This is a genomic window from Gulosibacter sp. GYB002, from assembly GCF_036577665.1.
GTDB lineage: Bacteria > Actinomycetota > Actinomycetes > Actinomycetales > Microbacteriaceae > Gulosibacter > Gulosibacter hominis.
This window is the reverse complement of the sequence record NZ_JARBDD010000005.1, coordinates 12,272-25,794: the sequence shown is the minus strand read 5'-3', so window position 1 is coordinate 25,794 and position 13,523 is coordinate 12,272. Positions and strand designations below refer to the sequence as shown.

Annotated in this window: 12 protein-coding genes; 7 read left to right on the top strand and 5 right to left on the bottom strand. The window is 62.9% G+C overall.

The window, feature by feature from the left end:
- Positions 1-223: 223 nt before the first annotated feature.
- The 4 genes from PV375_RS03860 to PV375_RS03845 form a co-directional block, all read right to left on the bottom strand.
- Positions 224-1,051, bottom strand: coding sequence for an energy-coupling factor transporter transmembrane component T family protein (locus tag PV375_RS03860; protein WP_332106204.1), 828 nt, complete (start codon positions 1,049-1,051; stop codon positions 224-226).
- Complete coding sequence (locus PV375_RS03855; protein ID WP_332106203.1) at positions 1,048-2,793, bottom strand: ABC transporter ATP-binding protein; 1,746 nt, start codon at positions 2,791-2,793, stop codon at positions 1,048-1,050. The genes PV375_RS03860 and PV375_RS03855 overlap by 4 nt, the downstream gene beginning before the upstream one ends.
- 7 nt (positions 2,794-2,800) lie before the next feature.
- Positions 2,801-3,388: an ECF transporter S component gene (locus PV375_RS03850; protein WP_332106202.1), complete on the bottom strand. Its 588-nt coding sequence runs from the start codon at positions 3,386-3,388 to the stop codon at positions 2,801-2,803.
- 149 nt (positions 3,389-3,537) lie between these two features.
- Positions 3,538-4,083, bottom strand: a complete 546-nt coding sequence (locus PV375_RS03845; RefSeq protein WP_332106201.1) for an NADPH-dependent FMN reductase — start codon at positions 4,081-4,083, stop codon at positions 3,538-3,540.
- A gap of 237 nt (positions 4,084-4,320) precedes the next feature.
- Between PV375_RS03845 and PV375_RS03840 the strand changes: the two genes are divergently transcribed.
- The 7 genes from PV375_RS03840 (at position 4,321) to PV375_RS03810 (ending at position 11,698) form a co-directional block, all read left to right on the top strand.
- Entirely contained in the window at positions 4,321-4,692 is a 372-nt protein-coding gene (locus PV375_RS03840) for a response regulator (RefSeq protein ID WP_201518346.1), read from the top strand.
- Positions 4,693-4,822: 130 nt separating this feature from the next.
- The gene (locus PV375_RS03835; RefSeq protein WP_332106200.1) at positions 4,823-5,716 is read left to right on the top strand and encodes an ABC transporter ATP-binding protein; all 894 of its coding nucleotides are present in this window, start codon (positions 4,823-4,825) and stop codon (positions 5,714-5,716) included.
- The gene (locus tag PV375_RS03830; RefSeq protein ID WP_201518344.1) at positions 5,716-6,921 is read left to right on the top strand and encodes an ABC transporter permease; all 1,206 of its coding nucleotides are present in this window, start codon (positions 5,716-5,718) and stop codon (positions 6,919-6,921) included. The genes PV375_RS03835 and PV375_RS03830 overlap by 1 nt, the downstream gene beginning before the upstream one ends.
- 204 nt (positions 6,922-7,125) lie before the next feature.
- Entirely contained in the window at positions 7,126-9,258 is a 2,133-nt protein-coding gene (locus tag PV375_RS03825) for an acyl-CoA dehydrogenase family protein (protein WP_332106199.1), read from the top strand.
- 95 nt (positions 9,259-9,353) lie between these two features.
- Positions 9,354-10,229 (top strand): KPN_02809 family neutral zinc metallopeptidase, encoded by an 876-nt coding sequence (gene ypfJ, locus PV375_RS03820; protein ID WP_332106198.1) that lies wholly within the window; start codon positions 9,354-9,356, stop codon positions 10,227-10,229.
- On the top strand, positions 10,226-10,591 hold the full coding sequence (locus PV375_RS03815; RefSeq protein ID WP_332106197.1) for a hypothetical protein: 366 nt from the start codon (positions 10,226-10,228) through the stop codon (positions 10,589-10,591). Before ypfJ ends, PV375_RS03815 begins: the two co-directional genes overlap by 4 nt.
- A gap of 189 nt (positions 10,592-10,780) precedes the next feature.
- The gene (locus PV375_RS03810) at positions 10,781-11,698 is read left to right on the top strand and encodes an Abi family protein (RefSeq protein ID WP_332106196.1); all 918 of its coding nucleotides are present in this window, start codon (positions 10,781-10,783) and stop codon (positions 11,696-11,698) included.
- Here PV375_RS03810 and recQ read toward each other — a convergent pair.
- Positions 11,695-13,506, bottom strand: a complete 1,812-nt coding sequence (gene recQ, locus PV375_RS03805; protein WP_332106195.1) for a DNA helicase RecQ — start codon at positions 13,504-13,506, stop codon at positions 11,695-11,697. The two genes, PV375_RS03810 and recQ, sit on opposite strands and share 4 nt — an antisense overlap.
- Between the last annotated feature and the right edge of the window lie 17 nt (positions 13,507-13,523).

The following is a 13,523-nucleotide window of genomic DNA, read 5'->3' as shown; positions in this document are numbered from 1 at the left end:
GCGGCGCCTCACCTCAGCAAATGACCCTGTTGTTGGCAAGTGACCCTGCTATAGCAGGGTCACTTTGCAGTTGCAGTGTCACTTCGGGGAGGGGCGGGCTGGCCGAGAGAGGTGGGCGGGCTGGCTGGGGTGGTCACCTGGGGGAGGGGCAGCTGGCTGGATGAGCGGGGCCGTGGCCGAGCCGGACAGCGCAGCTACCAGCGCAGTTGCGCAAGCGGCACAACTACCCGAGCAGCGCTCCGGCCACAAAGGCCGCGACATAAACACCGAGCAGCCCCGCGCCAAACCACCAATCGCGCCGGCGCAGCGGCACCGGGTGGCGCTCGGTGCGCCACGAGCGGTAGCCGAACCCGCGTGCATCCATCGCCAGCGCCACCCGATCAGCGTGCCGCAGCGCCGCCGCCATCAGCGGTACCAGCGTGGTCAGCTGCCGCCGCAGCCGCGCTCCAATCCCCTTGCCGGTGACAATACCGCGCGCCCGCTGCGCCTTGCGGATCGTCTGCAGTTCGCGCTGAAACCGCGGCACGAACCCAAAGGCCGCGAGCCCCGCGTATCCAAGCCGATAGGGGATACGCAGCTGCTGCACCGACGCACGGATCAGGTCGGTGCCGGCGATCGTCAGCCCGCTCAGCATTGCTAACACCACGATCGCAGCCAGTCGCGCCGAAGTGATCATTCCCGACACAAACGCGCCGAAACGAAACTCGTAGGCTCCAATCGCGAACAGCAGTGGTGTATCCGCCACCCGCGCTGGCTCAACCCAGAAGCCAATCGTCACCGCCAGCACCACCGTCACGAGCGGCAACCCAACCAGCAGCGTCAGCCACAGCCGGCGCGTGAGCTGCGCACCGGTCATCAGCAGCAGCAAGGTGATCCCGCCCACCAGTAGCGGTGTGTACAGATCGTGCACAAAAAACAGCGCCACCAGCGCGAGCGTGGTGGGCAGCAGCTTCGCCAGCGGATGCAGGCGATGCAGATAGGGCAACCCAAACTGTTCGGCCTGCCGCATGGTTGGCCGCTCGACGACAGCGTTACGACTCTGAATGCTCACCGCGCGCTCCGCTCGGCAGCAAAATCGACCAGCTGCTGCATCCGGTACATTCCCCGCAGCGGCGCGGGTGCCTGCGCGAAAACTCGCGCGAGCGGCGGCATCCCCAGCCCAACCTTTTCGAGTGCGCCCGATTCGAGCACGGTGGCCGTAGGGCCGGCGGCGGCGATGTGTCCGTCTGTCATCACAACCAGGTGATCGGCATGTTCGGCCGCCAATTGCAGATCGTGGGTGGCCATCAGCACCGTGGTGTCGGCGTCGTTGAGCTGCTGCAGCACCGATACCAACTCGCTAGCGCGGTTGCGGTCTTGCCCGTAGGTGGGTTCGTCGAGAATCAGGCACTGCGCACCCGAGACGAGTGCCGTCGCCACCGAAAGGCGGCGTTTTTGGCCGCCCGACAGTAGGAACGGATGCTCATCGGCGTGTTCGGTGAGCCCGAACCGCTGTAGCGATTCGGCGACCAGCGGCGCGAGCTCGGCGTGGGTCATCCCTCGCGCGCGCAATTCGAGTGCGAGCTCATCAGCAACTGTGGTGGCCAAAAACTGGTGCTCGGGGTTTTGAAAAACGTAGCCGATGGTGTCGCGCAGCTGTTTGCCGTGCAGTCGGTGCACATCCTGCTCGGCCACCGACACGGTGCCGCGAGGTGGCGGTTCAATGCCGGCAATTGCCTGCAAGAGCGTCGTTTTGCCGGCGCCGTTGGGGCCGATCAGCGCCACGAACGCCCCGCGCGGGATGTCGAGACTCACCGGGCCGACCAGCTGCCTGCCGCCGCGGGTGACGGTGAGCTGCCGCACTGAAATCAGCGGCGGGGACGCTGCAGGTAGCGGCGGGCGCGTTTCAGCTGGCACGTCTGCATCTGGCAGCACTTGCTCAAGCTGCGCAACCAGTTCGGCAAGCGAAAGGGGATGCGCCACCGGCAGGCCGGCCCGGCACAGCTGTTCGGCGGCGAGGCCTGCCAGCGGCCGCCAAACGCCGAGCTCATCGAGCAGTGCGGCGTTGCCGATAAACACTTCTTTGGGGGTGCCGGTGCACACCTCGCGACCCTGCTGATCGAGCACGAGCACGCGGTTGACGATGCGCAGCGCCTCGTCAAGGTTGTGTTCAACCAGCACGATGCCGAACTCACCCGACTCGGTCAGCTCGGCCAGCACGTCGTACACCTCGCTGGAGCTGCGCGGATCGAGGTTGGCGGTGGGCTCATCGAGCACGAGCAGCGGCGCACCCTGGGCGATGGCGGCGGCGATTGCCAGGCGCTGTTTTTCACCACCCGACAGCACATCGGGATGCTCGTCGCGCCGCTCCCACAGCCGCACCCGCCGAAGCGCGTGCTCGATGCGCCGCTCGATCTCAGCGGCCGGCACTCCGAGGTTTTCGGCACCGAACGCCACCTCATCCATCACCGTGGTGGTGACAATTTGTGCATCCGGGTCTTGAAACACCATCGCGACCCGGGCGGCGGGTTCGCGCGCCGGTAGCTCGCTGATGCGGTCGCCACCGAGCCACACTTCGCCCTCGATCGCTGCCTCGATGCTGTTCGGGATGAGGCCGCTCAGCGCCAGGGTGAGGGTGGATTTACCGCAGCCTGAGGGGCCGAGCACCAGCAGCACATCGCCGCGCTCCACCTCGAGAGAGACATGCTGCGGCACGGTGCGGGGGCTGTCGGGGTGGGTGACGGCGAGTGCATGGATGCGCGCCAGCTGCGCGTTGCCGCGCGGCTTAGCGTCGGGCCTGGATGCGTGCTGCAAATGGCTCCTACTTGCCCGTCGATTCGGTGGGGTCGGTGGGCAGCGGCCGGGCTTCGCTGCGGCGCAGGCCGCGCGCCACCCCGGCCTTTGCCAGCGCATCCGCAAGCCACAGCGCGACCGCGGTGAAGATCGGTGGTGAGATGAAGAACGAAATCACCACCAGGGTGGCGCCGAGCGCCGAGAGTTCACCACCACGCAGGATGCCGAAAGCTGCTCCGGTGACCAGCAGGCCGTACGCGAGCCCGGCCACCCAGAACACCCAGCGTTTCCAATAGCGATAGCCGGAGACCACAAAGGGCAGTTCTTGCGCGACGCCGACGGCGAGGCTGATGAGTAGTGCCTGGAAACCGATCAGCTGGAAGGGGCTCGCCACGAGGCCTGCGAGACCGGTGGTGAGTAGCGCCACGCCCGGCCGTCGGAAGAGCGCCTGCGCGAGCGTGCCCGGCAAAAAGTAGATGCCCATGGTGAGGCCGTAGAGAAACGGAATGGTGTTGACGGTGAGCGCGCCCGCCCAGGCGTGTGCGGTAAACAGCATCCCGCCGGCGACACCGAGGGCGGCGCAGGCCATGAGCAGGCGCGTACTGACGTTCTTCACTGTGGGCTCCTTATAGCCGCCCATTCTATCGGCGCCAAGCCGAAGGGCGGCAGCGGGCCAACCCCGTAGGCTCAGCCGCGGCGAGGGGCTGTTCAAGGCTAAGGCGCGGAGCCTCGAGCCAATACAATGCCTCGAGGCTCCGCGGGCCACTAGGCGGAAAGCGCCGTGAAGTGTGCGATCACTTTTTCAACCCAGCGGTCGATTGATTGCTGGGTGCTGGCCTCGGTGATGCTGCCGTCGGCGAGGAAGTGGTTGTCGTCGAACTGCACGTAGAGCTCGGCAGGGGCTACGGGCATCCCGATCGCCGAGAGGTTGGCGCGCAGATGCTGCTGGGCACCGATGGTGAGCAGTCGGCCGGGAGTGGCGCCCGTGACCGCGGCGGGTTTGCCGGGCAGCGAGGCGGATGCGGGCGGGCGGGCACCCCATTCGGTGGCATTTTTCATTGCGCTCGAAAAAGTGCGGTTGTATTCGGGCGTTACGAAAACGATTCCGTCTTGGGCATCAATCGCGGCGTGATACTCGGCCACGGCCTTCGGCATCGGGTCTTCGAAGTCGCGGTTGTACATCGGGAGCGCATCGATGGGGATTTGGGTGACCGTGGCGCCGCGGGCTTCGAACCGCGGTGCGAGCGCGAGTGCGAGACGACGATTGATGGATTCGCGTGAGAGCGAGCCGACGATGATGCCGATGTGCATAGAGTCCTTTCACCACAATTTACTTGCATATACATCTTTTCACAGTCGGTTATGTGGGTGGCGACCTATCGCCGTTGCTGGGACGGGCGAAGGCGCGGCGCGAGGTGTGGCAGGTCACGTGGATGAACGGATGGTGACGTTCTGCGTCAATTGCCGGTAACCATTACCCGTTATGTTCGTCGGCATGCCGAGCTCGTGGAGCGGTTGTGCGCAGCGCGGATAGATATGGAGGCCGAGATGGCGCGGATCGACGCGGTCATTGCTGACCAGCATCATCTGGTGCGGGCGGGATTTTCGCTGATCCTGCAATCGCTGGATGGTGTCAACGTCGCCGAAACTGACTCGGTGGCCGATGCGGTTGACCTCGTGACGAAACACCGCCCAAAGCTCGTACTTGTTTCGGTGGGGCTCGGTGAGAGCGGCGACTTTGAACTCACTCGCCGCATCCGGCAGCTCGGTGACCCGCAGCCGTGCATCCTGATCATGGTTGGTTCGCGCGATGGCGATGTGGCCGAGCTCGTCACCCGGTCGGGAGCCGACGGCACGGTGGCCAAATACGCCACTCCCGAAGACATTGTGGCGTCGATTCGCAGCGCGGTGGCGGCATAGTCGCATATCGCGGAGCTGCTGAATGCGCGGTGAACTAACGCTGAAAAGCCGACTTGCTCGCGTGCGTTAGCGTGAAACCTGTTCAATTTCACATCACGAAAGCACACCACATCACGAAAGCAGGGCCCGAATGATTGAGATTCGCAATCTCAGCCATCAATACGGCGACCGGCAAGTTCTCAAAAATGTCTCGTTCACGGTTGAGCCGGGGAAGTTGACGGGATTCGTCGGGGCGAACGGTGCCGGAAAAACGACGACGATGCGAGCGATGCTGGGGCTTATCCGGCCCACCAGCGGTGAGGTGCTTTTGAACGGTCGGCCGATTACGGCCACCGATCGCGTCGGCATTGGCTATATGCCCGAAGAGCGTGGCCTTTACCCGAAGATGAAGCTGCACGAGCAGATCGTGTATTTCGCGCAGCTGCACGGGGTTGATAAAGCGGTTGCGAACCGACGGGCTGATGAGCTGCTCGACCGACTGGGGCTCGCTGAACGCCGCGACGAAATCGTTGAATCGCTTTCACTCGGTAACCAGCAGCGCGCCCAGATCTGTGTGGCGCTGGTACACGAGCCAAACATCCTGGTGCTTGACGAACCGTTTTCGGGGCTCGACCCGATCGCGGTTGAAGTGGTGCTGGATGTGCTCAATCAGCGCGCCAAGATGGGGGCGCCGGTGCTGTTCTCGTCACATCAGCTTGAGGTGGTTGAAAAGCTCAGCGACAACCTGGTGATCATCTCGCAGGGCGAGATTAAGGCCGCCGGCACCCGTCGCGAGCTGCAGGAAGCCCATTCGCGTGGGCTCTATCGAATCGGTGTCGACGATCACACCTGGCTCGCTCAGCAGCCGGGTGTCGAGGTGCTCGAACGTCTTGAAGACGGCGTTGTGGTGCGTATTGCGGGGGATGCGGATGAACCCGCCGCGCGTGCCCAGCAATTGCTGCGCGACGCTATCGCGCACGGTCGGGTGACCGAGTTTGGTCGCCACCTCGTTCCGCTCACCACGATTTTCAAGGAGGTGCGCTAATGACCGCACCAGTTCAAACCACCGCGTCGAGCGATGCGACCGGACTCAGCACCTCGCAGGGTGCGATGCTCGTCGCCAAGCGCGAAATTGTTACCACCGCCCGCAGTAAAGCCTATATTTGGGGGCTGATTGTGACGATCGCAGTCATCGTGCTGGTGATTGGCGGTCAGAAACTGCTGGGTTCGCTTTTTGCCAGTGCCGCCGGGGTGAATTCGGATGAGCGGGTCGTGACCACGCTCGATACCGAGCAGCTGAAACAGGTCGGAATCGATGCTGAGCGCGTCGATTCGGTGGAGCAGGCGATCGAGAAAGTGCGCGCTGGCGATGCCGGCTCGGCCATTGTGTCGGGTGCTGAGGCCAGCGGTGCCACCCTCTATGACGATAGCGGCGAGCAGGTGCAGTTCACCGGTGAAGAGCCGGTGGTGGTGCTCGCCAAAGATGGCACGCCCCACAGCATCATTGATGCGCTGACCATCGCCCCGGCCACCGCGATGGTCGATGAACCGGATACCGAGCTGTCACCGATGGTGACCTATGTGGCGGGAATCTTCCTCGGCATGCTCTTCATGACGGGTGTTGTGGGTTACGCCGCGCGCATCGCGCAGAACGTTGTGGAAGAAAAGGCGTCGCGCATTGTTGAGTTGCTGCTGGTGACGGTTCGGCCACGCACTATTCTCGCGGGCAAGGTCATTGGTGGCACGGTGCTTGCGCTGGTGCAGGTGGCGGCTGTGGTGGTCGCCGCGCTTGTCACCATGGCGGCAACCGGGCAGCTTTCCGGGGGCGACTTCGGCGACCCGGGTGCGCTCACGGTTGGGCTGATCTGGTTTGCGGTGCTGTTCGTAGTGGGATTCATGCTGTTCGCGGCACTGTACGCAGGGGTTGCCTCAACCGTCTCCCGACCAGAGGATGTGCCCAGCGCCACTTCGGTGCTCACTTTTGTGGCGATGGTGCCGTACATCCTGGTCATCATGTTCAACACGAACCAGACAATGCTCACCTGGTTGAGTTACATCCCGATTTCCTCACCGGTGGCGATGCCGCTGCGGCTGTTTGCGGGCACAGCTGCCTGGTGGGAGCCGCTGCTGGCGCTCGCCGTGCTGGTTGCCACGACGGTGCTGTTCCTGTGGCTCGGGGCGCGAATCTATGAAAACACGGTGCTGCGCAGCGGCCGCGTGAAACTCAAAGACGCGCTGCAAGAGGCATAGCGCCACGCTGCAGCTGCGCATCGCGGGAACCCACACTCGGTGGGTTCCCGCGATGCGTTTGCGGTCTATTTGCGCGAACCCTACAAGCTGGCGGTTCGATTGTGGAGGGTAGCTTGTGTTGGCGGGCAAAACTTCCCCGTTCACCTGTGGCGACGGTCATAGCGTGATTCCGATAACGCAATGGCGCGTGAACGGAGGCTCGATATGTCAACGCAACCAGGCGCATCCCGGCCACAGACGGCCGACTCAGCAACCGAAGACCTGTCAACTACTGAAGCGGCCGTGGCTGCCGATTCACTCGAAGACCCCGAACTCGATGCGGCGGCAGCCGGCGGCCGAATTGACCGCGAGGCCGTGCATCAGGCACTGCTCGGCAGCTGGCCAAAAGAACGACTTGCGGGGCGCCGCAATGCCGCCAACCCGGTGTTCTGGCGCGACGATAGTCTCGGCATGGATGCGCATCGCGAGCGCGTACTCGAACAGAGCCGCAAACTGGTCGAAACCGGTACGCCGGCGCTCGCGTATCCGGTGAAGTATGGCGGTGGCAACACGGCCGGTGGCAATATCGCCGCGTTTGAAGAGCTCGTGCTCGCCGACCCCAGCCTGCAGATCAAGGGCGGCGTGCAGTGGGGGCTGTTTGGGGCCGCGATTTTGCACCTGGGCACCGAGGTGCACCACGATCGCTGGCTGCGCGAGGTGATGAGTCTCGAGCTGCCCGGCGCGTTTGCGATGACCGAAACCGGGCACGGCTCGGATGTCGCCTCGATTGGCACCACCGCCACCTACGATCCCGAAACCGAAGAGTTCATCATCCACACCCCGTTCCGCGGCGCCTGGAAAGACTATTTGGGCAATGCGGCGCTGCACGGCCGAGCCGCGACCGTGTTCGCGCAGCTGATCACCGGGGGAGTGAACCACGGTGTGCACTGTTTTTTTGTGCCGCTGCGCGATGACGATGGCAATTTTTTGCCCGGCGTTGGTGGCGAAGATGACGGCCTCAAGGGCGGTCTCAACGGTATCGATAACGGCCGCCTGCACTTCACGAATGTGCGCATTCCCCGCGACTACTTGCTGAACCGCTATGGCGATGTGGCCGCCGATGGCACCTATAGTTCGCCGATCGATTCGCCCGGCCGACGCTTTTTTACGATGCTCGGCACGCTCGTTCAGGGGCGCGTTTCGCTCGACGGCGCCTCGGCGGTGGCGATGCGCGCCGCCACCGCGATTGCGGTCACCTATGGCAATCAGCGGCGACAGTTTGCCGGCGGTGACGGCGATGAGGTGACGCTGCTCGACTATCAGCGCCACCAGCGCCGGCTGCTTCCCGAGGTGGCGCGCGCCTATGCGGCAACCTTCGCGCACGATGAGCTGCTGCGAAAGTTCCACGAGGTGTTCCAAGACATTGCCGACACCCCCGAAAACCGTGCCGATCTCGAAACCCTGGCGGCGGCGCTGAAACCGGTCGCCACCTGGCAGGCGCTCGACAGTCTGCAGCTCGCGCGTGAGGCATGCGGTGGCGCGGGATTCCTCGCCGAAAACCGCCTGGTGGGGTTGCGCGCCGATATGGACGTGTACGCCACCTTCGAGGGCGACAACAATGTGCTGTTGCAGCTGGTGGGGAAGCGTTTGCTTGACGATCACCTTGCCCGTTTAAAACAGGATGCGGTGCGCACCGTCGCCTCACAGGTTGGGTCGCGCGCCTACCGCGGTATTGGGCTGGCGCGGCTGGGTGCCAATGTTGGTGACTTTGGCCGGTTTGGCCGCTCGGTGGGTTGGTTGCGTGACCCCGTGCATCAGCGGCAGTTGCTCGCCGCGCGGGTGGAAGAACCGATTGGTGAGATTGCGGCGGCGCTTGCGCGGGTGCGGAACGAGTCGAAGCAGGTGCAGCGGGATGTGTTTAATCAGCAGCAGCACAAGTTGATTATGGCGGGGCGGGCCTACGGCGAATTGCTGCAGTGGGAGTCGTTTACGCGCGCGCTCGACCGTTTTGATCCCGCCAGCGATACCCATCGCATCCTCACCGCCCTGCGAGACCTGTACGGGCTCGAGGTCATTGAGCGCGACCTCGGCTGGTATTTGATGTCGGGTCGGTTGACGGTGCAGCGGGCACGGATGGTGTCGTCGTATCTCAACCGGCTGGTTGCAAAACTGCGCCCGCACGCGCAGGATCTCGTGGCAGCATACGGGTATGAGGATGCGCATCTGCGAGCCAAGATCGCCACCGGTGCTGAGGCCGAGCGGCAGGCTGAAGCGGCGCAGTATTACGAGCAGCTGCGCGCATCCGGTGATGCCCCGGTGCATGAAAAAACCCTGCGTTCGCAGCGTGATCGCCGATAGTTATTGGATGCTGTGGGGCCCGTCCGCGCCGGTCGGGCCTCGCGGTGTTTGGGTTTTAGCCACGTGTTGTTTCGCGGCGCCGATAGATTAGTGACATGACGTTTAACGACAATGCGAATTTTGATTCGCGAAATGTGCGGCGCCGCCGCGGTGGAGTTGCTGCCGCCGGTGGCGGTGGCGCACTGGTGCTCATCCTCGGATTTTTGTCGATGCAATTTCTTGGCGTTGATGTCACACAGTTTTTTGTGCCGAGCGCGGGGAGCTCGCAGCAGCAGGAGGAAAACCTGCAGTGCACCGGTGCTCAGGCAAATGAATCCATCGACTGCCGCATGGAGGGCGGGGCGGTTACTCTCGAGCAATTTTGGGCTGCCGAGGCTGCCGACCTGGGGGTGCGCGACTATCGCGACCCGTCGGTGATTCTGTATGACAACTCGACCAATAGCGCCTGCGGTGCCGCGTCGAACGCGGTGGGGCCGTTCTACTGCCCGGCCGACGAGTCGATCTACATTGACGGCGCGTTCTTCCAGATCCTCACCGACCGGTTTGGTGCATCCGGCGGGCCACTCGCTGAAATGTATGTGTTGGCGCACGAGTGGGGCCACCACATCCAGCACCAGCAGGGCATCCTCTCGCAGGTCGACCACCGAGATCTCGGACCCACCGGCGGTATGGTGCGGCTCGAGTTGCAGGCCGACTGCTATGCGGGTGCCTGGATGGGCGGTGCCACCCGGGCCACGGATGCGCAGGGCAACCAGATTTTGCGCGAGCCGACCCGTGAAGAAATTGAGCAGACCATCTCGGCGGCGCAGGCGATTGGCGACGACACGATTCAGCGCCAGTCGGGGATGCGAGTGCAGCCCGAAACGTTTTCACACGGCACCAGCGAGCAGCGCACCCGCTGGCTCATGACCGGGTACGAGCAGGGCGTTGGTGCGTGCAACACCTTTGAAGTGCGAGGCTCAAAACTGTGATGTCGTTTTTGAGCCTGTTCGTCAAGCAGGCCGCGATGTTTGTGTTCGCCAGCGTGCTGATTCTGGCGGGCGTGCTGCTGATCGGTTTTGGGGTGGCGCGGCTGCGGGCGCTGAGTCGCCCCGCGCATCCCGTTTTTGGATCGGACGCGGGCGACAGCAGCGTCGATGACGGGCTGGAAGTGCCGGCCAATTTCGACAGTCAGCAGCGCTGGGTGCACGGTCTCGAAGATGAAACACTGCCCACTGTGGTGAGCAGCCATAAGCCCGAAAATGAACGGCGGCCGGCGATCGCGCTCATTGTCAGCGGGGCCGTGCTGTTTTTGGCCGGTGCGGCGCTGTTTTTTATTCGGATGAACTTCTAGCGATCCGGTTGAGCGCACAGTGGCGGTGCGCAGGCAGGGGCCGTGTGTATTTGCTACTCCTCAGATGAGGGTGTATATTGGTGCTTAATAAGACCGGTTCCGCTGCCCGCTGTGCGGGGAGTCCAGGGCCGGTCCTTGTTTTAGATAGTGCTTTTCGTCCGATGCTGTACGAGAGAGGCAGCCAAACAGTTGACTCCGACAAAGCATTTCAAAACGTACTCCGAACAAGTCGAACTACTTCGCGCTCGCGGTATGCGGGTCGAGGGGGAATCGAGAGCCGAACACCTGCTCGCGCGGCTCAACTACTACCGGCTGTCCGGATATTGGTACCCCATGCGCCGCTTTCCACAAGGAGATGGGCCAGCGTTAGACGAGTTCCAGCCCGGTGCTTCATTCGAACTTGTTGTGCAACTCTATGAATTTGACGAACGGTTACGACACGGTGTGTTCATTGAATTAGACCGTATCGAAATGGCGATTCGAGCCATGCTCGGGCATGAGCTTGGTCGGTTGGATCCGCTCATCCACCTCAAACCAGACAGGCTTGGTCCGAAGGCACGACAATTAGGTAGGAGCGGTAGGACTGTGCACGCAATCTGGTTGCGTAAGTATGAAAGCAAACTGGAGACCTCTCAAGAAGACTTTGTCATTCATCACCGCGTCAATTACCGTGGCGAAATGCCGATATGGGCTGCCGTAGAAATCATGGATTGGGGCATGCTTTCGTACCTGTATGAAATGGCGCCACAGACTGCCCGTGACAAGATCGCATCTCGATGCGCGCTGACCGGCCCGCAACTTCAGTCGTGGCTGAGGTCACTCAACGTCTTACGGAATCTTGTGGCCCATCATGCGCGCATGTTCAACAGGGTTTACGGTATGCAACCCAAGTTGAATAACGACCAGCGTTTAGCACCAATGCGTGACGTAATGAACCGTGCATTCGGACAGTTGACGTTGATCCAGTACTTACATCGACAGCTTGACTTATCTCCGGCAGTTGAACTACCGGCTGTAATGCGCAGTTACCCGCACAACGACATGGTTCCGTTTTCCCGAACCGGTGCCCCGGCGAGGTGGTCAGACGTTGAGTTGTGGGTTACTTAGGTGCCCTGCTGGAGGGCAAGCACTTCGAGCACTTCGTCGCCGTAGTTTTCGAGTTTGCTGCGGCCCACACCCGAAATTTCTGCCAGCTCGGCCGTGGTGCTCGGCCGTTCGATTGCGATCTGCCGCAGGGTCGCATCCGTGAACACCACATAGGCCGGCACTCCCTGGGCGCGGGCGATCTCAAGCCGCCATTCGCGCAGCGCATCGAAGCGCTTGCGCTGATCCGTTGAGAGCTCCTCCAGTGCGCTCGATACGCGGCGGCGAGGAGTCGCCGATTGGCGTTTCGGATCCTTCCGCAGGGTGACCCGCTCATGGCCCGAAAGCACCTCGCCACCGCGTTCGGTGACCACCAGCACTCCGTATTCGCCCACCGCATCCACATAGCGCTGCGCGAGCAGCTGCCGCACCACCGCCCGCCAACCGGCCTCATCCAACTCGCCACCGATTCCGAACGTCGACAGCGACTCGTGGTTAAAACGCTGCGTGCGCTCGGTTTTGCGGCCGAGCAAAATATCGATGCTCGCCCCGGCACCAAAGCGCTGCCCGCGCTCGCTGTTGAGCCGAACAACGGTCGACATCAGCTTCTGGGCCGCAACGGTGCCATCCCAGGTTTCGGGTGGCTGCAGACAGTTGTCGCAATTGCCGCAGGGTGCAGAGTCCTCACCAAAGTAGGCGAGCAGCATCTGGCGACGACAACCGGCGGTTTCGCACAGGGCCAGCATCGCATCCAGATGCAGCGATTGCTGGCGGCGATAGAACTCGTCGCCGGCACCCTGATCGATCATGCGGCGCAGCTGCACCACATCGTTCAAGCCATAGGCAAGCCAGGCCGTGGCCGGTTCGCCATCCCGGCCCGCGCGGCCGGTTTCTTGGTAGTAGCCCTCCACCGATTTTGGCAGATCAACATGCGCAACGAAGCGCACATCGGGTTTGTCAATCCCCATCCCGAACGCGATCGTGGCGCAAATAATCAGCCCCTCTTCACGCAAAAACCGCGCCTGGTGATCGGCCCGCGTTTCGGCCGGTAGCCCAGCGTGATAGGGGAGCGCGGGTAGGCCCGCGGCGGTGAGTTTGGCGGCGAACTGCTCGGTTGATTTGCGTGACAGACAGTAGACGACCCCCGAGTCGCCAGCGTGTTCGCGGCGGATGAATCGGATGAGGGAATCACTCACCCGGTCTTTGGGCACGATGCGGTACTGAATATTTGGCCGGTCGAAGCTCGAAATAAAACGGCGGGCTTCGGTCAGCTGCAGCCGCTCGACAATTTCTTCGCGGGTTTGCACCGTGGCCGTGGCAGTCAGTGCGATACGAGGCACATCGGGCCAGGTGTCGCCGAGAATGCCCAGCTGCAAATAGTCGGGGCGGAAATCGTGCCCCCACTGCGAAACGCAGTGTGCCTCGTCGATTGCGAACAGCGAAATTGTGCCGCGCTGCAGCAGCGGCAGCGACTGCTGCAACCGCTCGGGCGCCAGGTAGAGCAAATCGAGCTCGCCGGCCAAAAACTGCTGTTCGACCGCCTGGCGGCTGGGTTGATCGAGCGTCGAGTTGAGGTAGGCGGCACGCACGCCGAGCTGCGCGAGTGCATCCACCTGGTCGTGCATGAGCGCGATCAGCGGCGAGATCACCACCCCGGTGCCGGGGCGGGCGAGCGCGGGCACCTGGTAGCACAGCGATTTGCCGCCGCCGGTTGGCATGAGCACGAGGGCGTCACCGCCGGCGATGACATGGTCGATGATTTCGCGCTGATTACCGCGAAAATCGGGATAGCCCCACACCCGCTGCAGCAGTTCACCAGCCAGATCACCCATGGCGTTCAGCGTAGCCG